General features: G+C 71.7%; 27 protein-coding genes and 1 riboswitch. Of the genes, 21 read left to right on the top strand and 6 right to left on the bottom strand.

Annotated elements, in window-relative coordinates:
* The 12 genes from AB0J67_RS19955 to truA all read left to right on the top strand — a co-directional run.
* Positions 1 to 200 (top strand): hypothetical protein (locus AB0J67_RS19955; RefSeq protein ID WP_363484584.1); only part of this gene is annotated, 200 nt, incomplete at its 5' end.
* Between the two features lie 157 nt (positions 201 to 357).
* Positions 358 to 1686 (top strand): preprotein translocase subunit SecY, encoded by a 1329-nt coding sequence (gene secY / locus AB0J67_RS19950; protein ID WP_363484581.1) that lies wholly within the window; start codon positions 358 to 360, stop codon positions 1684 to 1686.
* Between the two features lie 70 nt (positions 1687 to 1756).
* Complete coding sequence (locus AB0J67_RS19945) at positions 1757 to 2410, top strand: adenylate kinase (RefSeq protein WP_363484578.1); 654 nt, start codon at positions 1757 to 1759, stop codon at positions 2408 to 2410.
* A gap of 151 nt (positions 2411 to 2561) precedes the next feature.
* Positions 2562 to 3389 carry a type I methionyl aminopeptidase gene (gene map / locus AB0J67_RS19940; protein WP_363484575.1) on the top strand — a complete coding sequence of 276 codons (828 nt, stop codon included), beginning with the start codon at positions 2562 to 2564 and terminating at the stop codon, positions 3387 to 3389.
* Positions 3390 to 3804: 415 nt separating this feature from the next.
* The gene (infA, locus tag AB0J67_RS19935) at positions 3805 to 4026 is read left to right on the top strand and encodes a translation initiation factor IF-1 (protein ID WP_007073013.1); all 222 of its coding nucleotides are present in this window, start codon (positions 3805 to 3807) and stop codon (positions 4024 to 4026) included.
* Positions 4027 to 4106: 80 nt separating this feature from the next.
* Positions 4107 to 4220 (top strand): 50S ribosomal protein L36, encoded by a 114-nt coding sequence (gene rpmJ / locus AB0J67_RS19930; protein ID WP_020520458.1) that lies wholly within the window; start codon positions 4107 to 4109, stop codon positions 4218 to 4220.
* Positions 4221 to 4407: 187 nt separating this feature from the next.
* Entirely contained in the window at positions 4408 to 4788 is a 381-nt protein-coding gene (gene rpsM, locus AB0J67_RS19925; protein WP_363484589.1) for a 30S ribosomal protein S13, read from the top strand.
* Positions 4789 to 4831: 43 nt separating this feature from the next.
* Positions 4832 to 5239 carry a 30S ribosomal protein S11 gene (gene rpsK, locus AB0J67_RS19920; protein ID WP_120317122.1) on the top strand — a complete coding sequence of 136 codons (408 nt, stop codon included), beginning with the start codon at positions 4832 to 4834 and terminating at the stop codon, positions 5237 to 5239.
* A 16-nt stretch (positions 5240 to 5255) separates the two neighbouring features.
* Positions 5256 to 5882: a 30S ribosomal protein S4 gene (gene rpsD / locus AB0J67_RS19915; protein WP_203741686.1), complete on the top strand. Its 627-nt coding sequence runs from the start codon at positions 5256 to 5258 to the stop codon at positions 5880 to 5882.
* Positions 5883 to 5972: 90 nt separating this feature from the next.
* Complete coding sequence (locus tag AB0J67_RS19910; RefSeq protein ID WP_203741680.1) at positions 5973 to 6995, top strand: DNA-directed RNA polymerase subunit alpha; 1023 nt, start codon at positions 5973 to 5975, stop codon at positions 6993 to 6995.
* Positions 6996 to 7038: 43 nt separating this feature from the next.
* Complete coding sequence (rplQ, locus tag AB0J67_RS19905) at positions 7039 to 7521, top strand: 50S ribosomal protein L17 (RefSeq protein ID WP_363484569.1); 483 nt, start codon at positions 7039 to 7041, stop codon at positions 7519 to 7521.
* Between the two features lie 80 nt (positions 7522 to 7601).
* Entirely contained in the window at positions 7602 to 8450 is an 849-nt protein-coding gene (gene truA / locus AB0J67_RS19900; protein ID WP_363484566.1) for a tRNA pseudouridine(38-40) synthase TruA, read from the top strand.
* An 86-nt stretch (positions 8451 to 8536) separates the two neighbouring features.
* On the opposite strand, the gene AB0J67_RS19895 is transcribed toward truA, so the two are convergent.
* Complete coding sequence (locus tag AB0J67_RS19895) at positions 8537 to 9877, bottom strand: hypothetical protein (RefSeq protein WP_363484563.1); 1341 nt, start codon at positions 9875 to 9877, stop codon at positions 8537 to 8539.
* 319 nt (positions 9878 to 10196) lie between these two features.
* Here AB0J67_RS19895 and AB0J67_RS19890 point away from each other — a divergent pair, with 319 nt between their 5' ends.
* Together AB0J67_RS19890 and AB0J67_RS19885 are read left to right on the top strand one after the other, a co-directional pair.
* Positions 10197 to 10811, top strand: a complete 615-nt coding sequence (locus AB0J67_RS19890; protein WP_363484560.1) for a methyltransferase — start codon at positions 10197 to 10199, stop codon at positions 10809 to 10811.
* 17 nt (positions 10812 to 10828) lie between these two features.
* Positions 10829 to 12535, top strand: a complete 1707-nt coding sequence (locus AB0J67_RS19885; RefSeq protein WP_363484557.1) for an ATP-binding cassette domain-containing protein — start codon at positions 10829 to 10831, stop codon at positions 12533 to 12535.
* Positions 12536 to 12637: 102 nt separating this feature from the next.
* Here the strand turns inward: AB0J67_RS19885 and AB0J67_RS19880 are convergent, their stop codons facing one another.
* A complete protein-coding gene (locus tag AB0J67_RS19880) occupies positions 12638 to 13960 on the bottom strand; it encodes a glycoside hydrolase family 18 protein (protein WP_363484554.1) in 1323 nt (440 codons plus the stop codon).
* A 122-nt stretch (positions 13961 to 14082) separates the two neighbouring features.
* Here AB0J67_RS19880 and thiE point away from each other — a divergent pair, with 122 nt between their 5' ends.
* From thiE to thiC, 7 genes are all read left to right on the top strand, one after another.
* Positions 14083 to 14709 carry a thiamine phosphate synthase gene (thiE, locus tag AB0J67_RS19875; protein WP_363484551.1) on the top strand — a complete coding sequence of 209 codons (627 nt, stop codon included), beginning with the start codon at positions 14083 to 14085 and terminating at the stop codon, positions 14707 to 14709.
* Between the two features lie 235 nt (positions 14710 to 14944).
* A riboswitch (TPP riboswitch) is annotated at positions 14945 to 15057 on the top strand.
* Positions 15051 to 16094 carry a glycine oxidase ThiO gene (thiO, locus tag AB0J67_RS19870; RefSeq protein WP_363484548.1) on the top strand — a complete coding sequence of 348 codons (1044 nt, stop codon included), beginning with the start codon at positions 15051 to 15053 and terminating at the stop codon, positions 16092 to 16094. (Overlaps the previous riboswitch by 7 nt.)
* Positions 16094 to 16297 (top strand): sulfur carrier protein ThiS, encoded by a 204-nt coding sequence (thiS, locus tag AB0J67_RS19865; protein WP_363484545.1) that lies wholly within the window; start codon positions 16094 to 16096, stop codon positions 16295 to 16297. The genes thiO and thiS overlap by 1 nt, the downstream gene beginning before the upstream one ends.
* Positions 16294 to 17073 (top strand): thiazole synthase, encoded by a 780-nt coding sequence (locus AB0J67_RS19860; protein ID WP_363484586.1) that lies wholly within the window; start codon positions 16294 to 16296, stop codon positions 17071 to 17073. Before thiS ends, AB0J67_RS19860 begins: the two co-directional genes overlap by 4 nt.
* A 17-nt stretch (positions 17074 to 17090) precedes the next feature.
* On the top strand, positions 17091 to 17714 hold the full coding sequence (locus AB0J67_RS19855) for a thiamine phosphate synthase (RefSeq protein ID WP_363484542.1): 624 nt from the start codon (positions 17091 to 17093) through the stop codon (positions 17712 to 17714).
* Positions 17715 to 17823: 109 nt separating this feature from the next.
* Entirely contained in the window at positions 17824 to 18606 is a 783-nt protein-coding gene (gene thiD / locus AB0J67_RS19850; RefSeq protein ID WP_363484539.1) for a bifunctional hydroxymethylpyrimidine kinase/phosphomethylpyrimidine kinase, read from the top strand.
* A gap of 14 nt (positions 18607 to 18620) precedes the next feature.
* Positions 18621 to 20153, top strand: a complete 1533-nt coding sequence (gene thiC / locus AB0J67_RS19845) for a phosphomethylpyrimidine synthase ThiC (RefSeq protein ID WP_363484536.1) — start codon at positions 18621 to 18623, stop codon at positions 20151 to 20153.
* A gap of 101 nt (positions 20154 to 20254) precedes the next feature.
* Here the strand turns inward: thiC and AB0J67_RS19840 are convergent, their stop codons facing one another.
* The 4 genes from AB0J67_RS19840 to nirB form a co-directional block, all read right to left on the bottom strand.
* Positions 20255 to 21136, bottom strand: a complete 882-nt coding sequence (locus AB0J67_RS19840) for a hypothetical protein (RefSeq protein ID WP_363484533.1) — start codon at positions 21134 to 21136, stop codon at positions 20255 to 20257.
* A gap of 27 nt (positions 21137 to 21163) precedes the next feature.
* The gene (locus AB0J67_RS19835; protein WP_363484530.1) at positions 21164 to 22249 is read right to left on the bottom strand and encodes a uroporphyrinogen-III synthase; all 1086 of its coding nucleotides are present in this window, start codon (positions 22247 to 22249) and stop codon (positions 21164 to 21166) included.
* 129 nt (positions 22250 to 22378) lie between these two features.
* Positions 22379 to 22729 carry a nitrite reductase small subunit NirD gene (gene nirD, locus AB0J67_RS19830; RefSeq protein ID WP_363484527.1) on the bottom strand — a complete coding sequence of 117 codons (351 nt, stop codon included), beginning with the start codon at positions 22727 to 22729 and terminating at the stop codon, positions 22379 to 22381.
* Complete coding sequence (gene nirB, locus AB0J67_RS19825) at positions 22726 to 25227, bottom strand: nitrite reductase large subunit NirB (RefSeq protein ID WP_363484524.1); 2502 nt, start codon at positions 25225 to 25227, stop codon at positions 22726 to 22728. The genes nirD and nirB overlap by 4 nt, the downstream gene beginning before the upstream one ends.
* Between the last annotated feature and the right edge of the window lie 2 nt (positions 25228 to 25229).

Below are 25229 nucleotides of genomic sequence, written 5' to 3'. Positions count from 1 at the left end.
ACCGGGGCGCCGGCCACGACGGCGTACGCGAGCAGCTCGGCGCCGCCCTGGCCGCCGTGCACACGGTCACCGGCGGCCGGTTCGGCTACACCGGGTCGGCTCAGGGCTCGAAGGCCCCGGCGCTGGTCGTTCCTACTGGGCACGACGGCCGTCAGGGCCTAGGCTGGCACAGATATGTGTGGCACAGACCTGACCATTGAGCGTCGGGACTGTTAGAGTCCGATCCCAGCTACGCGTAAACTGCGCGTGGCGCGGTGACGGCCGACCGTAACGCGGTCCGGTCACGCCGAGATGAACCATCAGTCACGCCCCTTACCACAGCCACCGGCCCCCGGTGCCGCGCGCAGGAGGAAGAAGTTGCTCTCCGCTTTTGTCAGTGCGTTCAAGACGCCTGACCTGCGCAAGAAGATTCTGTTCACACTCGGGATCATCGCCCTCTACCGTCTCGGCGCCACTCTGCCCAGCCCCGGTGTCTCGTACGGGAACGTGCAGAAGTGCATCGCGGCGATGGAGACCGGGGCCGAGAGCGGCGTCTTCACGCTTCTCAACCTCTTCTCCGGTGGTGCGCTGCTGTCGCTGTCGGTCTTCGCGCTCGGCATCATGCCGTACATCACCGCGTCGATCATCCTGCAGCTGCTGACCGTGGTCATCCCGCGTCTGGAGCAGCTCCGCAAGGAGGGCCAGGCGGGCCAGTCGAAGATCACGCAGTACACCCGCTACCTGACCCTGGGTCTGGCGGTCCTGCAGTCCTCGGCGTTCGTCGCGCTCGCCCGGTCCGGCCAGCTGTTCAACGGCGCCTGCGACTCGTTCCCGATCGTGCCGGACACCCGGCTGCCGCAGTGGGTCACGCTGACCGCCCTGGTCGTCACCATGACCGCCGGCACCGGTGTCGTCATGTGGCTGGGTGAGCTCATCACCGACCGCGGCGTCGGCAACGGCATGTCGGTCCTGATCTTCACCTCGATCGCCGCCCGCCTCCCCAGTGAGGGCTGGCAGCTCAAGGAGTCCAAGGGCTGGTGGGGCTTCGTCGGCGTGCTGGCGCTCGTCGTCGTGGTCATCGCCCTGGTGGTGTACATCGAGCAGGCGCAGCGCCGCATCCCGGTGCAGTACGCCAAGCGCATGGTCGGCCGGCGCATGTACGGCGGCACGTCGACGTACATCCCGCTGAAGGTCAACCAGGCGGGTGTCATCCCGGTCATCTTCGCGTCGTCGCTGCTCTACCTGCCCACGCTGGCGCTGCAGTTCATGGACAGCACCGACCCGAGCAAGGTCTACCTGTGGATCCAGACGTACCTGACGGATCCCACCCACTGGAGCTACATCGCGCTCTACTTCGCGATGATCATCTTCTTCACGTACTTCTACGTCTCGATCACGTTCAACCCGACCGAGATCGCGGACAACATGAAGAAGTACGGCGGCTTCGTGCCGGGTATCCGTCCGGGCAAGCCCACGGCCGACTACCTGGACTTCATCCTCAGCCGGATCACCCTGCCGGGCGCGCTCTACCTGGGCATCATCGCGATCCTGCCGAACATGTTCTTCATCTGGCTTGACTCGCAGAGCTACCAGAACTTCCCCTTCGGTGGCACGGCCGTGCTGATCATGGTGGGTGTGGGCCTGGAGACGGTCAAGCAGATCGAGAGCCAGCTCATGCAGCGCAGCTACGAAGGGTTCCTCCGATGAGTTACCGGGCGCAGCGGATCGGCGGCGTGTTCCCGCGCCGCCGGTTCGCCGAGCTTTGCGAGGTGCCATGATGCGGCTGGTGCTGGTGGGTCCGCCCGGAGCGGGCAAGGGTACGCAGGCCGAGTTCGTCGCCGCGCACCTGTCCGTGCCGAAGATCTCGACCGGTGACATCTTCCGGGCCAACGTCTCGCAGGGCACCCCGCTCGGGCTCGAGGCCAAGCGCTACATGGACGCGGGCGGCCTGGTGCCGGACGAGGTGACCATCAACATGGTGCGCGGCCGGCTGGCCGAGGCGGACGCCGCGGACGGCTTCCTGCTCGACGGCTTCCCGCGCACCGTGCCGCAGGCGGTCGCCCTGGACAAGATGCTGGCCGACACCGGCGCCACGCTGGACCTGGTGCTGGAGCTGATCGTCGACAACGACGAGGTCATCCGGCGCCTGTCCGGCCGCCGCACCTGCCACGGCTGCAAGAAGATCTGGCACGTGGAGTTCGACCCGACCACCGGTGAGGGCGTCTGCGACCGCTGCGGCGGCGAGCTCTACCAGCGTGACGACGACAAGGCCGAGACGATCGCGGAGCGGCTGAAGGTGTACGCCCGCGACACGTCCCCGCTGATCGACCACTACGGCGCCCAGGGCAAGCTCGTCGGCATCGACGCCACCGGGCCGGTGGAGGACGTCACCGAGCGGGCCATCAACGAGCTGCGCTCGTTCAGCGCGTAACATTGCCTGGCGCGCGGCGGTGTGGCCGGCGCCTGCGGGACTGCGGCTACGCCTCGTCGCGCTGAGCGGGACGACCAAGCGTCAACGGGACCCCGCCGGGTCTGACCACCCGGCGGGGCCGTCACGGCGGGGGAAGGCGACGGCCGAGCACATGGACATCGAGATCAAGACCCCGGAGCAGCTGCGGTTGATGCGCGCTGCCGGGCTGGTGGTGGCGGCCGCGCTGGCCGCGACCCGCGAGGCGGTCAAGCCCGGGGTGAGCACCGCCGAACTCGACGCGATCGCCGAGGACGTGATCCGGTCGCACGGCGCCGTCCCGTCGTTCAAGGGCTACCACGGCTTCCCGGCGACGATCTGCTCGTCGGTGAACGAGCAGATCGTGCACACCATTCCCAACCCGAAGCACGTGCTGGCCGAGGGCGACCTGATCTCGATCGACTGCGGTGCGATCCTGAACGGCTGGCACGGCGACGCCGCGATCACCGTGGGCGTCGGCGAGACCCGCCCCGACCTGCTGCGCATGGCCGAGGTCGCGGAGGACTCCATGTGGGCCGGCATCGCCGCCGCGGCCCGGGGGGTGCGTGCCGGGACCGGGCGGCTCACCGACATCTCGTGGGCGGTGGAGTCGGCGGTCCGCAAGGCGCCGCGCAAGTACGGCATCGTCAAGGGCTACGGCGGCCACGGCATCGGCACCGCCATGCACCAGGAGCCGCACATCCACAACCACGGCCGGCCCGGTCGCGGCCCGAAGCTGGTGCCCGGCATGGCGCTGGCGATCGAGCCGATGATCACGATGGGCTCGGCGCGCACCGCGGAGCTGTCCGACGGCTGGACGGTCGTCACCACGGACGGCTCCCACGCCGCGCACGTCGAGCACTCGATCGGCCTGTTCGAGGACGGGGTCTGGGTCCTCACCGCCCCCGACGGCGGCGCCGCCCGCCTCGGCGACCTGCTCACCTCGGCCGCCACCGCCGCCTGACCACCCCACCCGGCTTCTGGGTCCGCACCCCGGACGGCGGTGTCGCCCGCCATGGCGACCTCCTCACCTCGGCCGGCCGCCGGCCACATCGCCAAGCGAAGATCGTCGTAATGGGTCAGAACCTGTGGTCAGAACCCACCATCTGACCTGAAACAGCGATCTCCAGCCCACCCCGCCGCGCGGGGTGCCGGCGATGGTTGTGGAGTGCGACACTCCCGGCCGCGGGTGTTGGGGGGTGGTTTGGTATCGATGCCAGCGTGGGCGTAGACTGGCCAATCGGCGCACCGCGTCCACTCCATCATGCTCCCCGCGCTTCGGGGGCGTTTCGGAACCGCGGCTGGCGTGGTCCGGCTCTGACCGGATCGCGATGGACTGGTGAGCCGACCAAATTCACCCTAGTCAGGTAGCGGAGGACATGCCGAAGAAGGACGGGGCCATCGAGATCGAGGGCCGGGTAATCGAGCCACTCCCGAACGCAATGTTCCGGGTCGAGCTCGCGAACGGTCACAAGGTCTTGGCCCACATCAGCGGCAAGATGCGTCAGCACTACATTCGCATCCTGCCCGAGGACCGGGTCGTCGTCGAGCTCTCGCCGTACGACCTCACTCGTGGCCGGATCGTCTACCGCTACAAGTAACTGACTCACCGGGGTGAGTCTCTGTCCGTCTTTCCCTGGCCCGCCGCCGTGCGGGTTGGGAATAGCAGCAAAGGCGAGCCGTGAAGGTCAAGCCGAGTGTCAAGAAGATCTGCAACAAGTGCCGCGTGATCCGTCGGCACGGTCGCGTCATGATCATTTGTGACGACCCGCGCCACAAGCAGCGTCAGGGCTGATTCCAGCTCCCGACCCTGCCTGAGGCAGTTGCAGCACCACCAGCAATAGCTCGTTCCAGCCGCGGGAACGCTCCGACTCGTCGGACAGCTCTGCGGATCAACCCCCGGTCGGAGGCCGGGGCCCCACCCGGGCAGGTGGGGGATGGATCGGGCGCAGACCTCCGCGAACAACGAGGAGCAGCCCGCAATGGCACGTCTCGTCGGCGTCGATCTTCCCCGCGAAAAGCGGCTGGAGATCGCGCTCACCTACATCTACGGCATCGGCCGCACCCGGTCGGTTGAGCTGTGCTCCGCTACGGGCATCGACCCGAACAAGCGGGCCAAGGACCTCACCGACGAAGAGGTCGTCCAGCTTCGTGACTACATCGAAGCGAACTTCAAGGTTGAAGGCGACCTGCGCCGCGAGGTCGCCGCTGACATCCGCCGCAAGGTGGAGATCGGTTGCTACGAGGGCATCCGGCACCGCAAGGGCCTGCCTGTCCGTGGGCAGCGCACCCGCACGAACGCTCGTACCCGCAAGGGCCCGAAGCGCACCGTGGCCGGCAAGAAGAAGCCCGGCAAGAAGTAAGCCAGGGCCGTAGCAACCGCATCGAGAAGGAGCGCATAAAGATATGCCACCCAAGGCACGCGCTGGGGCCGCCGTCAAGAAGGTCCGGCGTAAGGAACGCAAGAACGTCTCCCACGGGCAGGCGCACATCAAGAGCACGTTCAACAACACCATCGTGTCCATCACGGACCCGACCGGTGCTGTGATCTCGTGGGCCTCCGCCGGCCAGGTCGGCTTCAAGGGCTCGCGCAAGTCGACCCCGTTCGCCGCGCAGCTGGCCGCCGAGGCCGCCGCTCGCCGGGCGATGGAGCACGGCATGCGCAAGGTCGACGTGTTCGTCAAGGGTCCGGGCTCTGGCCGTGAGACCGCCATCCGTTCGCTGACCGCCGCGGGTCTCGAGGTCGGGCAGATCTCCGACGTCACGCCGCAGCCGCACAACGGATGCCGTCCGCCCAAGCGTCGCCGGGTCTAAGGGGAGATAGAGAAACATGGCTCGTTACACCGGCGCCGACTGCCGCCGTTGCCGTCGCGAGAAGGTCAAGCTGTTCCTCAAGGGCAGCAAGTGCGATGGGCCGAAGTGCCCGTTCGAGTCGCGCCCCTTCCCGCCCGGCCAGCACGGCCGCGGTCGCACCAAGGAGTCCGAGTACCTGCTGCAGCTTCGTGAGAAGCAGAAGGCCCGCCGCATCTACGGCGTGCTGGAGAAGCAGTTCCGCGGCTACTACGAAGAGGCCAACCGCAAGTCCGGCAAGACGGGTGAGGTTCTGCTGCAGATCCTCGAGTCTCGCCTGGACAACGTCGTCTACCGGGCCGGCCTGGCCAAGTCCCGTGACCACGCCCGTCAGGTCGTGAAGCACGGTCACTTCCTGGTGAACGGCAAGAAGGTCGACATCCCGTCGTACCGCGTCACCGAGCACGACATCGTCGAGGTGCGGGACAAGTCCCGCCAGCTGACCCCGTTCGTGGTCGCGCAGGCCGAGGCCGGCTCCCGCTCGGTTCCGGCGTGGCTGGAGGTCATCCCCAGCCAGTTCAAGGTTCTCGTTCACTCGCTCCCGGCCCGTCAGGTGATCGACACCCAGGTCCAGGAGCAGCTGATCGTCGAGCTCTACTCCAAGTAGTAGTGCTCTGGCCGGTACGGCGTCATGCCGTACCGGCCGCCATTACGCGTGGCGTCAAATAGTGGGCGCCCTACGTATAGGAGTTCACCTGTGCTTATCTCTCAGCGGCCGACTCTGACCGAAGAGTCGATCAACGAGACCCGCTCCCGGTTCACCATCGAGCCGCTCGAGCCCGGGTTCGGCTACACCCTCGGCAACTCGCTGCGTCGTACGCTGCTCAGCTCGATCCCGGGCGCGGCCGTCACCAGCATCAAGATCGACGGTGTGCTGCACGAGTTCACCACGATCCCCGGTGTCAAGGAGGACGTGGTCGAGCTGGTCATGAACGTCAAGGACCTGTGCGTCTCGTCGGAGCACGACGAGCCGGTCAGCATGTACCTGCGCAAGCAGGGCCCTGGCGACGTGACCGCCGGTGACATCCAGCCCCCGGCCGGTGTCTCCGTGCACAACCCGGACCTGAAGCTCGCGACCCTGAACGGCAAGGGCCGGCTCGACATGGAGCTGACCGTCGAGCGGGGCCGGGGCTACGTCACCGCGGCGCAGAACAAGAACGCCGGTGCCGAGATCGGCCGGATCCCGGTCGACTCGATCTACTCGCCGGTGCTCAAGGTGACGTACCGCGTCGAGGCGACCCGTGTCGAGCAGCGCACGGACTTCGACCGTCTGATCATCGACGTCGAGTCGAAGTCGTCGATCTCGCCGCGGACCGCGCTGGCGTCGGCCGGTTCCACCCTGGTGGAGCTGTTCGGCCTCTGCCGCGAGCTGGACGAGACCGCCGAGGGCATCGACATCGGCCCGTCGCCGCAGGACGCGCAGCTCGCTGCCGACCTGGCGCTGCCGATCGAGGAGCTGGACCTGACCGTCCGCTCGTACAACTGCCTCAAGCGCGAGGGCATCAACTCCGTCGGTGAGCTCATCGGGCGCACCGAGGCGGACCTGCTCGACATCCGCAACTTCGGGCAGAAGTCCATCGACGAGGTGAAGATGAAGCTCGCCGGGATGGGTCTGGGGCTGAAGGACTCGGCTCCGAACTTCGACCCGGCGCATGTCGTGGACTCCTACGGCGACGCCGACTACGACACTGACGACTACCGCGAGACCGAGCAGCTGTAACCGAACCTGCCTCGGCAGCTCGGTAAGACAACTAGGAGCACCAATGCCCACGCCCACCAAGGGTCCCCGCCTCGGGGGCAGCCCCGCGCACGAGCAGCTGATCCTGGCCAACCTGGCCACGTCGCTGTTCAAGCACGGCCGCATCACCACCACCGAGACCAAGGCCAAGCGGCTGCGCCCGCTGGCCGAGCGGCTCATCACCAAGGCCAAGCGGGACGACCTGGCGGCTCGCCGCGAGGTCCGCAAGACGATCAGCGAGAAGGACACGTTCGTGGCCCTCTTCGAGCAGATCGCCCCGCGCTTCGCGAACCGCAACGGTGGCTACACCCGCATCGTGAAGACCGGCCCGCGCAAGGGTGACGCCGCTCCGATGGCGATCATCGAGCTGGTCGAGGAGCTCGAGGTGGCGGCGCCCGAGGCGCCGGCGAAGGCTGCCAAGGCCCAGGCCAAGAAGGCCGCGCAGGAGGACAAGGTCGCCGTCCTGTCGGGCGAGGCCGAGGCCGACGAGGCCGCGGACAAGGCCTGATTCTCACCGGTCGAAGCTCCTCTCCCGCTGCTCGCGCAGCCGGGAGGGGAGCTTCTCCGTCTTCAGGGAGCAGTGGACAGATGCAGATGATCCGGGTACGCCTGGACGTCGGGTACGACGGCACCGACTTCTCCGGCTGGGCCGCGCAGCCCGGCCGCCGCACCGTCGCCGGGGTGCTGCTGGCGGAGCTGGAGCGGGTCTTCGGGGGGGGCAACCCGGCCGGGCTGACCGTGGCCGGGCGCACCGACGCGGGCGTGCACGCGGTCGGGCAGGTGTGCCACGTCGACGTGCCGCAGGAGCGCTGGCAGGCGCTCGCGCCGACCCTGGTACGCCGCCTGGCGGGGCTGCTGCCGGGCGACGTACGCGTCTGGCGGGCGCGGGAGGTCCCGGAGTCCTTCGACGCCCGTTTCTCGGCCCTGTGGCGGCGCTACGAGTACCGCGTCTGCGACGCCGCGCCGGGGCCGGACCCGCTGCGGCGCCACGACACCCTGCACTGGGTGCGCCCGCTCGACCTGGACCGGCTCAACGCCGCCGCGGCGGGGCTGTGCGGCGAGCATGACTTCGCGGCGTTCTGCAAGCGCAAGGAGCACGCGACGACCATCCGGCACATCACGGCGATGTCATGGCGGCGCGAGCCCGACGGGGTGCTGGTCGCCACGGTGCAGGCCGACGCGTTCTGCCAGGCGATGGTGCGCAGCCTCGTCGGGGCGATGGTGACGGTGGGGGACGGCCGGCGGGAGCCGGACTGGCCGGCGTCGCTGCTGACGCGCCACGAGCGCTCCAGCGAGGTCGTGGTGGCGCCGCCGCACGGGCTGAACCTGGTCGAGGTCGGTTACCCGGACGAGGCGGAGTTCGCCGCCCGCGCCGAGCAGACCCGCAACCTGCGTGGCGTACCGGCCGGGCTGGCCCGCGCGGCGCGCGAGGGCTGACCAGGCAGGAGCCCACGAAGGGCGAGCACGTTAAGAAGGGCACCTTCTACAACGCATGGCGTTAAGAAGGTGCCCTTCCTTCCTTCCTAGCTGGCGGCGGGGGCGGGGGAGGCGCTGGCGATCGGGTCGGTGGCGCGGTCTTCGAGCACCCTGCCCCGCAGGTAGAACTCGATGACGTCGTAGAGGATCTGCTTGGCGAACGGGTCGCCGACCGCGATCTCCTCGCCGTCGGACCGGGCGATCACGCAGTAGACCAGGTAGTGGCCCTTGATGTTCCAGCCCGCGTGGGTGGAGGCGAGGGCGAGCGGCTTGGTGATGCTCTTCTTGGCCTGCCGGTCGGGCGCGTAGCCGAGGAACCGGCCCTTGCCGTCGTCGACGATCGGCTTGATCGCCTCGTACGCCTGCTCGGCGTTCGCGACCGTGTCCAGGTTCACGATGCCGCCGGTGACCAGGTACGCCCCGTTGGGGGACTTCATGGTGCCGCGGACGACCTGGCTGCAGCCCAGTTTCGTGATCAGCTTGGTGATCTCGCCGCTGGCCGCCGCCCGGCAGTCGGTGAGCACCTGCGGCTTGATGACGGTGTAGACCTCGGTGGGCTTGTTCGGGTCGATGACGATCTGCGTGCCGGGGAAGACCTCAGCGGCGGTGAGCGGCTTCGGGTCCACCTCGCGCGAGGTGATGTCGACCGGGGTGGCCGTCGGCGGCGGCGAGCTGTTGGCCTGCGCCTGGTTGCCCTTCTTCTCGTCCAGCACCATGAGGAACGAGCCGACCGCGCAGACGCCCAGCACCGCGACGACGCCGAGCACGCTCAGCGCCTTCTTCCACCGGCTGGACATGTTCGGGTTGACCGCCAGCCGCTGCAGGCCGGCGGCGGCCAGGCCACCCGCCGCGGCGGCCGGGCGCGGGCCGGTCTGCCGCGGCGGCACCGGCGGCGGGGTCACCGTCGGGCGGGTCGGCGGCGGGGGCACGACGCGGACGGGTGCGCCCGGGTTCGCGGGGACCGCGCGCGGCATCCCGCCGGGGCGGCCGGGCGCGCCGAGACCGGGGGAGACCGGCGTGGCGGGCGGGGCGGATCGCTGGCGGGGCTCGGTGACGTTGCGCCGGGGCGGTGCCGCGGGCGTGCCGGGCGGGGCGCCGCGGTGCGCGGACGGCGGCGGGTCCTCGACGCCGCGCGGGCGGGCCAGCGCGCCGTTGCGGGCGCCGGGCGGCTCACCGGGCGCGGGACCGCGGCGGGTGGGCGGGGCGAACCGCGGCTCGGCGGCACGGCGCGGGTCGTAGGCCAGCGGCGACGCGGGCGGGCCGGGCGGACCGCCCGGGATGGCGCCGCGACCGCCGGTGCGCGGGGTCTGCGGCGGCGGTGCGGCCGGTCGCCCGGCGGCGCGGCCGGGCATGCCGCCCGGGGGCTCGCTCGGGGGTTTGCGCTCCACGAAGCCGTTGAAGCGGTCCGGCGCCGGGTGCTGCGGCGGCTCGGGGGCCCGCCGGCGGCCTCCGCCTGGCGATCCGGTGCGGCTTGGTGACTCAGAGTCATGGGCACTGTCGCGTGGTGACCCGTGCCGACCGGCACCCGTGTCCCCTGGTGCACGGGGACCGGGCGTATCGAGGTCGCGCGGGTCACGACGGGAAGGTGGCGGCCAGTCCCCCGAACCAGCGCCGTAGCCGTGAGCCATGTCGCACAGCGTAATGGACGACACAGTCGCCAATAACCCTGCGGCGGTCGAGTCCGACCGTTCGGGGGAGAATGTGCGGGTGGGCGAGCACTATTTCACTGCGGAGCCGGGCGCGTCGGCGCGCCCGCGCGAGGTCGTCTTCACCATCGGGGGGCGTGATTACGAGCTGGCGGCGGCCGGTGGCGTCTTCTCCGCCACCCGCCTCGACCCCGGCACCACGGTGCTGCTCAAGAAGGCCGAGCTGCCCGCGGCGGACAGCGCCGGCAGCCTGCTGGACCTGGGCTGCGGCTACGGGCCGATCAGCATGGTGCTGGCCACGCGGTCGCCGGGCACGCAGGTGTGGGCGGTCGACGTCAACGCCCGCGCCCGCGAGCTGACCGCCGAGAACGCGAAGCGGTTGCAGGTGGCGGACCGGGTGCGGGTGGCCGATCCGGACGGCGTGCCGGGCGATGTCGTGTTCACGCAGATCTGGTCCAACCCGCCGATCCGCATCGGCAAGGAGGAGCTGCATGCGCTGCTGCTGCGCTGGCTGCCGCGGCTCACGCCGGGCGGCACGGCGTGGCTGGTGGTGGCCAAGCACAAGGGCGCGGACTCGCTGCAGCAGTGGCTGGCCGAGCAGGGCTGGCCGACCGAGCGGCACGCCAGCGGGTCGGGCTTCCGGGTGCTGAAAGTGACTCGCCCCGAGCCCGCCTGATCAGGCAGTATTCCGGCGTGGGATACGTGGATGTGGCCGGTGTCGCCTTCAGCCTGCCCGACGGGCGCGAACTGTTCTCCGACGTCTCGTTCCGGGTCGGCGAGGGGGCGAAGGTCGCGCTGGTCGGGCCGAACGGCGCGGGCAAGACGACGTTGCTGCGGATGGTCTCCGGCGACCTGCCGGTGACCGTCGGCGCCGTCGCGCGCTCCGGCGGGCTGGGCGTGATGCGCCAGTTCATCGGCATGCTCGGCTCGTCGGCCGCGACCGGCGCGCCGGGCGGCAGCGAGCTGACCCTGGCCGAGATGGCGTTCTCGCTCGTCGAGCCGCGGTTGCAGGCGGCCGGGTCACGCCTGGTCAAGGCCGAGCAGGCGATGCGCGAGGCGGAGGCCCGCGGCCGGCTGAGCAGCTCAGCCCAGCAGGCCCAGCTGCGCTACGCCGAGGCGCTGTCGGCGTACGGCGAGGCCGGCGGCTATGAGGCCGAGGTGCTCTTCGACACCGTGTCCACGCTGATCCTGGAGCTGTCCTGGGACGCCTGCCGGGACCGCCCGGTGCGCACCCTGTCCGGCGGGCAGCAGAAGCGCTTCGCCCTGGAGCTGCTGCTGCGCGGCACCGACGAGGTGCTGCTGCTCGACGAGCCGGACAACTTCCTCGACGTGCCCGCCAAACGCTGGCTGGAGCAGCGGCTGCGCGAGTCGAAGAAGTCCGTGCTCTACGTCTCGCACGATCGGGAGCTGCTCAACCAGACCGCCGACCGGGTGGTCGCGGTCGAGGGCGGCAGCGCCTGGACGCACGTCGGCTCGTTCGCGTCGTGGCACGAGGCCCGGGTGGCCCGGCACGACAGCATGGAGGAGCGCCGCCGCCGCTGGGACGAGGAGCACGAGAAGCTGCGCGCGCTGATGCTGATGTACAAGCAGAAGGCGGCGTACAACGACGGCCTGGCCTCGCGCTACCAGGCCGCGCAGACCCGGCTGCGCAAGTTCGAGGAGGCCGGCCCGCCGCCGCTGCCGCCGAAGGACCAGCAGATCCAGATGCGCCTGGCGGGTTCCCGCACCGGCAAGCGCGCCGTGATCTGCGAGCAGCTCGAACTGGAGAACCTCACCTTCCCGTTCGACCTGGAGCTCTGGTACGGCGACCGCCTGGCGGTGCTCGGCGCCAACGGCACCGGCAAGAGCCACTTCCTGCGGCTGCTCGCGCAGCAGGCGCACAGCGGCGAGGACGCGGGCCGCTCGGCCGACGGCGCCGTGCACGCCCACGTCAGGCACACCGGAGTGGCGCGCCTGGGCGCCCGCGTCGTGCCCGGCCATTTCTCGCAGACCCACGACCGCCCCGACCTGGCCGGCCGCGAGCTGATCGACATCCTGTGGCGCGGCGACACCCACCGCCCCTCGCTGGCCCGCGAGGCGGCGTACAAGGTCCTCGACCGCTACGAGCTGGCCAAGCAGGCCGAGCAGCGCTTCGGCACGCTCTCCGGGGGCCAGCAGGCCCGTTTCCTGGTGCTCCTGCTGGAGCTCAGCGGCGTCACCCTGCTCCTGCTCGACGAGCCCACCGACAACCTCGACCTCGCCAGCGCCGAAGCCCTCGAACAGGGCCTGCTCAGCTTCGAGGGCACGGTGGTCGCGGTGACCCACGACCGCTGGTTCACCCGCTCCTTCGACCGCTTCCTGCTGTTCCAGTCCGACGGCGAGGTCCTCGAAACCCCCGCCCCGGTCTGGAACGTCCGCTGACCAGGATCGCGCCGATCTTGCGCGTACTGTGGGGACGACACGCCCCTTCCGGGCATATCCCCAACAGTTCGTGCAAGATCGACGCGATCTAGGGCGGGGTGGTCAGTTCAGGCCGGTGTGGATCGCTGAGGTGAGGTCGCCGGCGGGGGTGTCGCCGTCGAGGGACCAGGCCATGGTGCCGCCCAGGCCGTTGGCTTTGACGTAGGCCGTCTTCTGGGCGATGACCTGCGGGGTGTCGTAGGACCAGAAGGCGCCGCCGCCGAACTTCCAGGCGGCCCCGGCGACCGGGTCGTAGTAGACGGTGCCCTGCTTGGCGATGACCTTCTTGTAGTCGTCGACGCCGTCCTCGTAGGTGCCGCGGGCGGGGCCGCTCGCGGGCTGGTAGAGGCCGGTGTTCGCGCTGGCGGCGCCGGCCCAGCCGCGGCCGTAGTACGGGATGCCGACGACGATCTTGTTGGCGGGCGCACCCTGGGCGCGGTACGTGTCCACGGCCAGGTCCACGCTGAACGGCGACTGCGCGGTGGAGTAGAGGTTGGCCTGGTGGCCGGTGACCGGGTCCCACGCGCCGACCAGGTCGTACCCCTGCACCGTGGCGAAGTCGAGGTGCGAGAAGAGCGCCGCGGTCTCGATGCCGGCGTTGATCTTCGCCGGGTCGGCGGGCAGGAACGCGGTGAGCGAGTAGTACCGGCCGACCTGCGCGCCGTACGCGTCGAGCTGGCGGCGGAACTCGGCGGCCAGCAGGGTGTAGTTCTGCTTGTCCTCGGGGCGCACGACGTTGCCGACCTCACCCGCGGAGGCGGGCCACTCCCAGTCCAGGTCGAACCCGTCGAAGACGCCGAAGGCGCTGCCGGTGCCGCCGTGCGGCGAGGTGCCGATGAAGGGCAGGTTGCCCTTGAGGTAGAGGTCGATGCAGCTGGCGACCATCGTCTGGCGGGAGGCCGGGGTGAGCGCGGCGTCGGAGAAGTACCTCGACCAGGTCCAGCCGCCCAGGGACAGGTGGATCCGCAGGTGCGGATACATCGCCTTGAGCTTGCGCAGCTGGTTGAAGTTGCCGGCCAGCGGCTGGCTCACCACGTCGCCGACCCCGTCGACCGACTCGCCCGACTTGAAGCGCTTCTGGTAGTCGGCCCAGGCGTCACCGACGCCGGCCTCGTTCGCCTCGAAGCAGCGCCCGTCCGGGCCGACGTTGCCGAAGGCGTAGTTGATGTGCGTCAGCTTCGCGGCCATCCCGGACGTGTGCAGGTTCTTGACCAGGAAGTTGCGGCGGTAGATGCCCCACTGGACGAAGTAGCCGACCTTGACGTATCCGGCGGCCGCCGCGGCGGCGCCCTCGGGAACGGGTGCGGGTGCGGCGGCCGCCGGTGTGACAGCGGCGATCGCGGTGCCGCCCAGGATGAGGGCGGTGAGGGCGAGGCGGAGTCTCATACCGTTCGAAGCTAACTGTAAACACTTTTCACAGAATCAGCGATCTGGATGAGGCGATGTAGACGCCGCCTGTCACGGAGGGCCCGTACCCATTCACCGATGAGAATCGATAGGGTGAGGGCATGGCGCTGGGGAGACTCCATCTGATCACCGACAGCCGGCCCGGCCGGGACCCGATCGCGATCGTGCGGGCGGCGTTGAGCGTCGCCACACCGGATCTCGTGATCCAGTTCCGGCCCGCCGACGACTGGACCGACCGGATGGCGTACGAGCTGGCCAACCAGATCGTGGCGCTGTGCCGCCCGGCGGGGGTCCCGGTGCTGGTCAACGACCGGCTGCACGTGGCGCTCGCGACCGGCGCCAGCGGCGGCCACGTCGGCGCGGACGACCTGCCGGTGACCGCGGCGCGGCGGCTGCTCGGCCCGGCCGCGGTGCTCGGCGCGACCTCGCGGCTGCCCGCCACCGCCCTGCGCGCGGTCGGTGACGGCGCCGACTACCTGGGCGTCGGCCCCTGCTACGCGACGTCCACGAAGGATGGTCTGCCCGTGTCGATCGGCCCGGAGGGCCTGCGCGCGGTGGCCCGGCAGTGCGCCGGGACCCCGATCATCGCGATCGGCGGGGTGACCGTGGCGCGCGTGCCGGAGCTGCTCGCCGCCGGAGCGCACGGGGTCGCGGTCATCGGCGCGGTCTCCGACGCCGCCGACCCGGCCCGCGCCGTCGCCGACCTGCTCGCCACCGTCGCCGCCTGACCGCCCCGCCGGCTACACGCCGGGCGGCAGGTTCAGGGGAACTGCGGTCATCGCGAGTCCGGAAGCGACACTTTCCCGGAAACTGCGGCATCACGGCGAGGTCCCGCGGTCGCGTGAGTGAAATGTGGTGAGGATCGCGGCGGGGCGCAACGGGTTGCCCGACGGTGCATGCGGGGTTACGCTGCCGACAGCCGTCACGGACGGCAACACACAAGTAACACGTGCACCACACTGAAAAGAACCCCACGGGAGCCTGGTGAACCAGGCTGAGAGGGGAGCTGATTCTCGCTCCCGACCGTAGAACCTGATCCGGGTAATGCCGGCGCAGGGAGGAGGCCGCGGTGGCCGCACCGCATTCCGTGTCCGTCGTAGGCGGCGGCATCATCGGGCTCAGCATCGCCTGGGAGTGCGCCCGGCGCGGCCACGACGTCACCGTCTACGACCCCGCTCCCGGCCGTGGCGCCTCGCACGTCGCCGCGGGCATGCTCGCCCCGGTGGGGGAGTCCTACTTCGGCGAGCGCGAGCTGACCGAGCTGCTGCTGGAGTGCGCGCGGCGCTGGCCCGCGTACGCCGCCGAGCTGAGTGCCGCGAGCGGCCGGGAGCTGGGCCACCGCACCGAGGGCACGCTGCAGGTGGGGCTGACCGCCGACGACCTGGCCGAGCTGCGCCGGTTGTGGACGCACCAGCGCGCGCTGGGCGCGGAGGTGATCGCCCTGGACGGCGACCGGCTGCGCGAGCTCGAACCGCTGCTGCACCCGCGCGCCCGGGGCGTGCTGGTCGAGTCCGACCACCAGGTCGACCCGCGCCGGGTGGTGGCCGCGCTGCGCGAGCTGGTGCCGATCCGCCGCGAGGCGGTGCGCTCGCTGTCCGATCTGGACGGCATCGTGGTGCTGGCCGCGGGCTGCGCGAGCGCCGCGCTGGCCGGGCTGCCGGTGCGGCCCGTGCAGGGTGCGATCCTGCGCCTGCGCGGCCAGGCGGCGCCGCGGCACGTCATCCGGGGGTACGCCGACGGCCGAGCCGTCTACCTGGTGCCCCGCCGCGACGGCGAGGTGCTGGTCGGGGCGACGGTCGAGGAGCGGGCCGACGGCCACGCCACCGCGGGCGGCGTCCGCGACCTGCTGCGCGCCGCGACCGACCTGGTGCCCGAGCTGGCCGAGCACGCGCTGGTCGAGGTGTCCGTGGGGCAGCGCCCCGGCACCGCCGACAACGGCCCGATCGTGGGCCGCCTGGCGAAGGACCTGCTGGTGGCCACCGGGCACTACCGGCACGGCGTGCTGGCCGCCCCGTACACCGCGCAGGCCGTGGCCGATCTGGTCGAGGGCCGTGCGCTGCCCCTGCTCTGGGAACCCTTCACGCCGCAACGACCCACCGCCGGAGGTGCCTGATGATCACAATTCTGGTGAACGACGTCCCGCGTCCCGCCGAGCGGGGCGGGACCGTGGCCGAGCTGCTGGCCGGGCTCGCGGTGCCGCGCCGCGGCGTCGCCGTCGCGGTCAACGGCGAGGTGGTGCGCCGCGCCGAGTGGCCCGAGCACCACCTGGCCGACGGCGACCGGGTCGAGGTGCTCACCGCGGCGCAGGGCGGCTGACCGGCATGGACGACAGGTTCCTGTTGGGCGGGGTCGAGTTCGGCTCCCGGCTCATCCTGGGCACCGGCGGCGCGAGCAGCCTGCACGCGTTGGAGCAGGCGCTGCTGGCGGGCGGCACCGAGCTGGTCACCGTCGCGCTGCGGCGCGTCGACCCGAGCGCCCACGCCGGGCTGCTCGACGTGCTGGAGCGCTGCGGTGTGCGGCTGCTGCCCAACACGGCCGGCTGCTACACCGCCACCGACGCGGTGCGCACCGCGCACCTGGCCCGGGACGCCTTCGAGACCGACTGGATCAAGCTGGAGGTGATCGGCGACGACCGCACGCTGCTTCCGGACGCGGTGGAGCTGCTGCGGGCGGCCGAACGGCTGGTGGGGGACGGGTTCACCGTGCTGCCGTACACCACCGACGATCCCGTGCTGGCGCGCCGCCTGGCCGACCTGGGCTGCGCCGCGGTGATGCCCGCGGGCTCGCCGATCGGCTCGGGGCTCGGCGTGTCCAACCCGCACCACATCCGGCTCATCCGCGAGGCGGTGCGCTGCCCCGTCATCCTCGACGCCGGCATCGGCACCGCCAGCGACGCCGCCCTCGCCATGGAGCTGGGCTGCGACGCGGTGCTGCTGGCCAGCGCGGTGACCCGGGCCGCCGACCCGGTCGCGATGGCGACCGCGATGCGGCACGCGGTGCTCGCGGGCCGCCTCGCCGCGCAGGCCGGCCGCATCCCGGTCCGCCACCACGCGCTCGCCTCGACGCCGGCGGACGGGCTCGCGACGTGGTGACCGGGGTGGTGACGGGCATGGTGACCGGGGTGGTCGTGGTGACCGACCGCAGCCAGACGTCGCGCCCGCTGGTGGACGTCATCGCCGCGGCCGTGGCCGGTGGCGCGCGCACCGTGCTGCTGCGGGAGAAGGATCTCCCACGTACCCAGCGGATGCGGCTGGCCGTGGCGCTGCGCGAGCTGTTGAAGCCGTTCGGCGGCCTGCTCATCGTGGCCGGACAGGACACTCTGGACGGTGAGGCGCTGCACCTGCGGGCCGGTGCCATCGCTCCGCTCGGCCGCCCCCGCCTGCTCGGCCGCTCGTGCCACGACGCGCACGAGCTGGCCCGGCTGTCCATCGAGGACTACGCGACCGTGTCGCCGGTCTTCCCCAGCCGCAGCAAGCCCGGCTACGGCCCGGCGCTGGAGCCGGCCGGGCTGCGGCGGCTGTGCGCCCGCGCGGCCCGGCCGGTGCTCGCGCTCGGCGGGGTCGAGCGGCCGGAGCACGCGGCCGCGTGCCGCGAGAGCGGTGCGGCCGGGATCGCCGTGATGGGCGCGGTCATGCGGGCCGCCGACCCGGCGCAGGCGTACGCCCGGCTGCGCGCCGGGTGGGACGGCGTGTGCGACACCCTCCCCGGCGACGGCGGGACAGTGATCGCATGAGCGAACGCAGTGACCGAACCGAATGGCCCGCCGGCCCTGCCGCCGACGGGCGAAGCAGGCCCGAGGCGCGCAGTCGCCGTGCCGCCACCGAGCTGACGGAGGCGACGGCATGACCCCTCACCTCGTGCTGACCATCGCCGGCTCCGACAGCAGCGGAGGGGCCGGCATCCAGGCCGATCTGAAGACGTTCGCCGCGCTGGACTGCTACGGCGCGAGCGTGATCACCGCGGTGACCTCGCAGAACACCAAGACGATCACGGACGTGCACCCGATGCCGGCGACCGTGGTCGCGGCGCAGCTCGGCGCGGTGCTGGAGGACATGCCCGTGTCGGCGGTGAAGGTCGGCATGGTCGCCAGCGGCGAGATCGCGGCGACGATCCGGGCCAAGGCCCGCAACGGCGAGCTGCCGAAGATGGTGCTGGACCCGGTGCTGACCGCGTCGACGGGGCGGCGCCTGGGCGTGGTCTCGGCGATCGAGCGGCTGCTGCCGTACGCCATGGTGGTGACGCCGAACGTCGAGGAGGCGTCGGCGCTGCTCGGCTGGCAGGTGAGCACCCCGGCGGACATGGCGGGCGCGGCGGCGCAGATCGCCTCGCACGGGCCGCAGTGCGTGGTGGTGACCGGGGGCGACCTGGGCGGCCCGGAGGTCGTCGACGCCGTGTGGACCGCCAGCGGGGCGCGGTTCCTGCGCTCGTCGCGGGTGGAGACGCCGAACAACCACGGCACGGGCTGCACGTTCTCGGCGGCGATCGCGGCCCGGCTGGCCCACGGCTACCCGGTCGACGACTCGATCGCGTACGCGAACCGGTATGTCCGCTCGGCGTTGCTGGCGGCACAGGACTGGCGGCTCGGCAGCGGAGCCGGACCGCTGAACCATTTTCCCCGCCTGTAGCAGAAGGAGGCAGCATGAGGCGCAAGGTCTACGTGCCGGGATCCCGTCCCGACATCCAGGTGCCGTTCGCGGAGGTCGACCTGACCGACGGCAGCACCCCGGTCCGGCTCTACGACACATCCGGCCCGGGGGTCTTCGACGACCTGCCGCGCCGCAACTGGGTCGAGGACCGCCGGGTGCACGGCGCGCCGGTGACCCAGCTCGGGTGCGCCCGCGCCGGGATCGTCACCCCGGAGATGGAGTACGTGGCCCTGCGCGAGGGCGTCAGCCCCGAGCTGGTGCGCGAGGAGATCGCGGCGGGCCGGGCCGTGCTGCCCGCCAACGTCAACCACCCCGAGATCGAGCCGATGATCATCGGCAAGGCGTTCCTGGTGAAGGTCAACGCCAACATCGGCACCTCGGCGGTCACCTCCGACGTCGCGGAGGAGGTGGAGAAGCTGACCTGGGCCACCCGCTGGGGCGCCGACACGGTGATGGACCTGTCCACCGGGCCGCGCATCCACGAGACCCGCGAGGCGATCGTGCGCAACTCGGCGGTGCCGATCGGCACCGTGCCGATCTACCAGGCGCTGGAGAAGGTGAAGGGCGACCCGCTCAAGCTGACCTGGGAGATCTACCGCGAGACCATCATCGAGCAGGCCGAGCAGGGCGTGGACTACATGACCGTGCACGCCGGGGTGCTGCTGCGCTACGTGCCGCTGGCCGCGAACCGGGTCACCGGCATCGTCTCGCGCGGCGGCTCCATCATGGCGGCCTGGTGCCTGGCCAAGCACCAGGAGAACTTCCTCTACACCAACTTCGCGGAGCTCTGCGAGATCTTCGCCCGGTACGACATCACCTTCTCGCTGGGTGACGGGCTGCGGCCCGGCTCGATCGCGGACGCCAACGACGAGGCGCAGTTCGGCGAGCTGCGTACGCTCGGCGAGCTGACCGAGATCGCGTGGCGGCACGACGTGCAGGTGATGATCGAGGGCCCGGGGCACGTGCCCATGCACAAGATCAAGGAGAACGTCGACCTGCAGCAGGAGGTGTGCCACGAGGCGCCCTTCTACACGCTCGGCCCGCTGACCACCGACATCGCGCCCGCGTACGACCACATCACCAGTGCCATCGGCGCCGCGATGATCGCCATGTACGGCACCGCGATGCTGTGCTACGTCACGCCCAAGGAGCATCTGGGCCTGCCGGACCGCGACGACGTGAAGGCCGGCGTGATCGCGTACAAGATCGCGGCGCACGCCGCCGACCTGGCCAAGGGTCACCCGGGCGCGCAGGCGTGGGACGACGCGCTGTCCAAGGCGCGCTTCGAGTTCCGCTGGGAGGACCAGTTCAACCTGTCGCTGGACCCGGACACCGCGCGCTCCTATCACGACCAGACACTGCCCGCCCCCGCCGCCAAGACGGCCCACTTCTGCTCCATGTGCGGCCCGAAGTTCTGCTCCATGCGCATCAGCCAGGAGCTGAAGGAGTACGCCGCGCAGGGCATGGCCGACAAGTCCGCCGAGTTCCTCGCCTCCGGCGGCAAGGTCTACCTGCCCCTGGCCTGACCCCCTAGATCACCCGACTTGCCTGGCACATGGGCGTATGAGCGGTCAAGATACGCACAGGTGCCGGGCAAGTCGGACGATCATGGCCCGCGCGGGGCGGGTCAGAGGACGCCGGGGCGGCGGGGGGCCAGGGCGATGACGGAGGAGACGACGAGGCCGACGACCACCGCGATCATCGCGCCGAGGTAGGCGTCCGCCTGGTCGGTGAGCGCGCGGGAGATGCCGGGGCCGCCGATGACGTACGCCATCGCGACCAGCAGCGGCCCGACCGCGCCGGACAGCGCGATCCACAGCCGCGACCGGCCGCGGTGCCGGGCCGCCAGGCCGCAGGCCAGCGCCGCCACCAGGGCGAGCACCGGCATGCTGAAGGTGGCCCGCGGGATCGGCTCCAGCGAGCTCAGGTCGAGCACGCCCAGCCGCATCGGGTCGTAGTACTCGGCGAGCGCGTCGCGGTTGCGGCCGAACTGCGCACTGTCCAGGAACGACGCCGCGGCCAGCAGCCACACCCCCGCGGTGCACACCCACAGGTTCGTGCTGAGCGGCTTGCGCGCCACCACCAGCAGCGTGACGAGCAGGCCGGCGACCACGCCCGCCCCGACCGCGATGGCGGCGGTCAGTTCGGGGTCGAACGACGCGTTGACCCGCGCGATCCGGGCCGGTTGCAGGGTCAGCGGCACGGTGGCCGCCGCCGCGCCGAGCGCCGCCCCGACCCCGCCGACGGCGCGCACCCCGGCGCCCACCCGGCTGCGGCCGGTCTGCTGCACCGCCAGGCTCGCCGCGTACGTCGCGCCGGCCAGCACGGCCAGCGCGGCGAACCACGCCACCCAGGTCAGCTGGAGATTCCACTCGTTGTCGGCGCCGCTGGAGAACTCACGGTCCAGGCGCAGCGCGTTCAGTCCATACACGACACCGAACTGGGCGGCCCCGACCAGCGCCGCCATGCCGAACGACGCCGCCAGCAGCTTGCCCCAGAAACGCATCACGCGGGGACCATACGTCGGCGCGCCGTTTCAGTCCACCGGCAGCCGGTAACCCCGCTTGACCACGGTCTGGACGAAGCCGGGGTCGCCCAGCCCGGCGCGCAGCCGCGCCACGGCCATCTCCACGGCGTGCTCGTCCGCGCCACGTGGCAGCGCAGGTAGCAGCGAGGCCCGGGATCGCACCTTCCCGGGCACCGCCGCCAGCGCCCGCAGCACCGCCATCGGGGCCGGAGCCAGCGGTTTCAGCTCGCCGTCCACCATCGCGGCGTGCCCGCGCAGGGTCAGCTGGTGCTCGGCGACCCGCAGCGTCACCGCCCGCCGGGGCAGCTCGTCGACGATCGCGCGGACCAGCGCGCCCAGCCGGGCGCGGGCGGGCGCGATGACCGGAATGCCCTGCCTGATCAGCGGCGCGGCGGTCACCGGCCCGACACAGGCGGCGACGACGTCGGCGCGCAGCGCCTCCAGGACCGCGTCGCCGCCCGGTCCGGCCGCGGCCAGCAGCGCGCCGACCGCCGGGGCCGAGGTGAAGGTGATCGCGTCCACCAGCCGGTTGGAGACCAGGTCCACCAGCCGGTGCAGGGGCGCGGAGTCCAGCGGCGGCGCCCAGCGGTACACCGGGACCTCGATGACCTCGGCGCCCGCCGCGCGCAGCGAGGCGCAGAACTCCGGCTGCTGGTCGCCGTGCAGCTGGACGGCGACGACCTGCCCGCCCACCCCCCGTTTGAGCAGGTGGGCGAGGCACTCGTCGCAGCTCTCCGAGTCGGGCGACCACTGGTCGTGCAGGCCCGCGGCACGCACCGCGCCCCGGGCCTTGGGGCCGCGGGCCACGATGTACGCCTCGGCCAGCACCGCGCGCAGCGGGTCGGCCAGGCCCCAGCCCTCCGCCGCCTCCAGCCAGCCCCGCATGCCGATGCCGGTGTTGGCCACCACCACGTCCGGCGGGGTGTCGAGGCAGCGGCGGGTGGCTTCGCGCAGCTGGGAGTCGTCGTGCAGCGGGACGATGCGCAGCGCGGGCGCGATCACGACCCGGGCACCGCGCCGCTCCAGCAGCGCGGCCAGCTCGTCGCGCCGCCGGTCGGCGGTCACGCCGACGGTGAACCCGGCCAGCTCGCTCATGACACGCCCTCGCTGCGCTCGGTCGTGCCATGTCCACGGAGCCGCCAGATGACCTCGCCGCGCTCGCTCATGACACGCCCCCGTCCGAGCCGGTCATGACCGTCCCCCGTCCCGCCGCACGACCGGTGTTCATGGCGTACCCACGACCACTTCGACGGTGTCGCCGCTGATCCGCACCGGGTAGGTGGGCACCGCCACCCCGGGCACGTCCAGGCACTCGCCGGTACGCAGGTCGTACACCTGCTTGTGCAGCGGAGAGGCGACGGTGGGCGCGTCGCCGCGGGTGCCGACGATGCCACGCGACATCACCTGCGCGCCCGCGATCGGGTCGCGGTTGCCGATGGCGAACAGCTCGCCGTCGTAGGTCCGGAAGAGCGCGATCTGTACGCCGTCCACCAGTGCGGCGACGCCGCGCTCGGCCTGCAGCCGGTCGTAGGCGCAGATCGCCGTCCAGGTCCCGGTCAAAGTCGCGACGGTCATGAGACACCTCCCAGGGTTACCGGCACCGGGCCGCGGGCAGGGATCTTCTGCCCGCGCTCGACCTCGAACGTGATGTCGGGGTCGGGCGTGCCCGGCGCGTTGACGAACGAGACGAAACGGGCGAGGCGCTGCGGGTCCTCCAGGGTGGCCCGCCACTCGTCGGCGTAGGTCCCGACATGGCGGGCCATCTGCGCGTCGAGCTCCTCGCACAGCCCCAGCGCGTCGTCGACGATGACCTCGCGCAGGTGGTCCAGGCCGCCGTCCATCGCCTCCAGCCAGGTGGCGGTGCGCTGGAGCCGGTCGGCGGTGCGGATGTAGTACATGAGGAACCGGTCGATGGTGCGGATCAGCTCCTCGGTGGACACGTCGGTGAGGAACAGGTCGGCGTGCCGGGGCCGGAAGCCGCCGTTGCCGGCGAGGTAGAGGTTCCAGCCCTTCTCGGTGGCGATGATGCCGAAGTCCTTGCTGCGCGCCTCGGCGCACTCGCGGGCGCAGCCGCTCACCGCCGACTTGATCTTGTGTGGGGCGCGCAGGCCGCGGTAGCGCAGCTCCAGCTCGATGGCCAGCCCGACCGAGTCCTGCACGCCGTACCGGCACCAGGTGGAGCCGACGCAGCTCTTCACCGTGCGCAGCGCCTTGCCGTACGCGTGCCCCGACTCGAACCCGGCGCCGACCAGCCGCTGCCAGATCTGCGGCAGCTGCTCCACCCGCGCGCCGAACAGGTCGATGCGCTGCCCGCCGGTGATCTTCGTGTAGAGCCCGAAGTCGCGGGCGACCTCGCCGATGACGATCAGCTTCTCCGGGGTGATCTCACCGCCGGGGATGCGGGGCACCACCGAGTACGTCCCGTCGCGCTGGATGTTGGCGAGGAAGTGGTCGTTGGTGTCCTGCAGGGCCGCCTCCTCGCCGTCGAGGATGTAGCCGTTGTTCACGGTGGCCAGGATCGACGCGATCGCGGGCTTGCAGATGTCGCAGCCGCGGCCGGTGCCGTACTCGCTCACCAGCTCGGTGAAGGACCGGATGCCGCGCACCCGGATGATGTCGAACAGCTCCTGGCGCGAGTACGTGAAGTGCTCGCACAGCGCCTTGGACTGGACCACGCCGCCCGCGGCCAGCAGCTGCTTGAGCAGCGGCACGCAGGAGCCGCAGCCGGTGCCCGCCTTGGTGCAGGACTTCAGGCCGGGCACGTCGGTGCAGCCGCCCGCGATGGCCTCGGTGATGTGGTCCTTGGTCACCGCGTGGCAGGAGCAGACCTGCGCGCTGCCGGGCAGCTCGGCCTTGGCCCCGCCCTCGCCGGCCGGGGCCAGCAGCGCCAGCGGCGGCGCGGGCAGCGGCCCGCCGAGCGAGGCCCGCAGCGTCGGGTACGCCGAGGCGTCGCCGACCAGGATGCCGCCGAGCAGGGTCTGCGCGTCGTCGGTGAGCAGCAGCTTGGCGTACACGCCGGTGACCTGGTCGGTGACGACCACGTCGAGGCCCTCGGTGAACGGTGCGCCGAAGCTGGCCACGTCCACCCCGAGCAGCTTCAGCTTGGTGGAGGTGTCCGGGCGGGCCATCGTCGCGTCGCCGCCGGTCAGCCGGTCGGCGACCACCTCGGCCATGGCGTAGCCGGGCGCGACCAGGCCGTAGCAGATCCCGTCGCCGTCGTCGACGGCCAGCGCCGCGCACTCGCCGATGGCCCACACCGCCGGGTCGGCGGTGGCGCAGGTCGCGTCGACCGCGAAGCCGCCGCGCGGCCCGCGGGCCAGCCCGGCCGGCTCGGCCAGCTCGTCGCGGGGCCGGATGCCCGCCGCGACCACGACCACGTCGACGTCGAGCGAGCCGCCGTCGTTGAACAGCATCCGGGTGACGCCCTCGTCGTCGCCCTCCAGGCCGGCGCAGGCGCGGCCGGTGTGCACGGTGACGCCGAGCGCCTCGATGTGCCGCCGCAGCACCGCGCCGCCGCCCTCGTCCACCTGCAGCGGCATCAGCCGCGGCGCGAACTCGACGACGTGCGTGCTGACGCCCAGCATCCGCAGCGCGTTCGCGGCCTCCAGGCCGAGCAGGCCGCCGCCCAGCACCGCGCCGACCCGCCGGCCGTCGGCGGTCGCCCACTCGCGCAGCGCCGCCAGGTCGTCGAGCGTGCGGTACACGAACACGCCGGGCAGGTCGGCGCCCGCGATCGGCGGCACGAACGCCCGCGACCCGGTGGCCAGCACCAGCGCGTCGTACGGCGTCTCGCCGGAGGCGCTGCGCACCACCCTGCGGTCGCGGTCGACGCCGGTGACGGCCTCGTTCAGCCGCACCGCGACCCCGTCCGGCGCGCCGCCCAGGTGCAGGGAGGAGGCGTCGTAGTCGTCGAACCAGGCCGACAGCCGGACCCGGTCGTAGGCGGGGCGGTCCTCCTCGGCCAGCACGGTCACCGACCAGCCGGGCTCCGCCCGCTCGGCGAAGGCCTCCAGGAACCGCTGGGCCACCATGCCGTACCCGGCGACGACCAGCCGCTTCATGGGTTCGCTCATGA

Origin of the sequence: Catellatospora sp. NPDC049609, from assembly GCF_040675365.1 — a bacterium.
Taxonomy (GTDB): Bacteria; Actinomycetota; Actinomycetes; order Mycobacteriales; family Micromonosporaceae; genus Catellatospora.
Note: the sequence above shows the minus strand (reverse complement) of the source record. Positions and strands in the feature narration are given on the sequence as shown.

Coding starts and splice junctions, on each gene's coding strand:
- AB0J67_RS19945 (WP_363484578.1), top strand. CDS start 1,757: ATGCGGCTGGTGCTGGTGGGTCCGCCCGGAGCGGGCAAGGGTACGCAG.
- map (WP_363484575.1), top strand. CDS start 2,562: ATGGACATCGAGATCAAGACCCCGGAGCAGCTGCGGTTGATGCGCGCT.
- infA (WP_007073013.1), top strand. CDS start 3,805: ATGCCGAAGAAGGACGGGGCCATCGAGATCGAGGGCCGGGTAATCGAG.
- rpsM (WP_363484589.1), top strand. CDS start 4,408: ATGGCACGTCTCGTCGGCGTCGATCTTCCCCGCGAAAAGCGGCTGGAG.
- rpsK (WP_120317122.1), top strand. CDS start 4,832: ATGCCACCCAAGGCACGCGCTGGGGCCGCCGTCAAGAAGGTCCGGCGT.
- rpsD (WP_203741686.1), top strand. CDS start 5,256: ATGGCTCGTTACACCGGCGCCGACTGCCGCCGTTGCCGTCGCGAGAAG.
- rplQ (WP_363484569.1), top strand. CDS start 7,039: ATGCCCACGCCCACCAAGGGTCCCCGCCTCGGGGGCAGCCCCGCGCAC.
- truA (WP_363484566.1), top strand. CDS start 7,602: ATGCAGATGATCCGGGTACGCCTGGACGTCGGGTACGACGGCACCGAC.
- AB0J67_RS19880 (WP_363484554.1), bottom strand. CDS start 13,960: ATGAGACTCCGCCTCGCCCTCACCGCCCTCATCCTGGGCGGCACCGCG.
- thiE (WP_363484551.1), top strand. CDS start 14,083: ATGGCGCTGGGGAGACTCCATCTGATCACCGACAGCCGGCCCGGCCGG.
- thiS (WP_363484545.1), top strand. CDS start 16,094: ATGATCACAATTCTGGTGAACGACGTCCCGCGTCCCGCCGAGCGGGGC.
- AB0J67_RS19855 (WP_363484542.1), top strand. CDS start 17,091: ATGGTGACCGGGGTGGTCGTGGTGACCGACCGCAGCCAGACGTCGCGC.
- thiD (WP_363484539.1), top strand. CDS start 17,824: ATGACCCCTCACCTCGTGCTGACCATCGCCGGCTCCGACAGCAGCGGA.
- thiC (WP_363484536.1), top strand. CDS start 18,621: ATGAGGCGCAAGGTCTACGTGCCGGGATCCCGTCCCGACATCCAGGTG.
- AB0J67_RS19835 (WP_363484530.1), bottom strand. CDS start 22,249: ATGAGCGAGCTGGCCGGGTTCACCGTCGGCGTGACCGCCGACCGGCGG.
- nirD (WP_363484527.1), bottom strand. CDS start 22,729: ATGACCGTCGCGACTTTGACCGGGACCTGGACGGCGATCTGCGCCTAC.
- nirB (WP_363484524.1), bottom strand. CDS start 25,227: ATGAGCGAACCCATGAAGCGGCTGGTCGTCGCCGGGTACGGCATGGTG.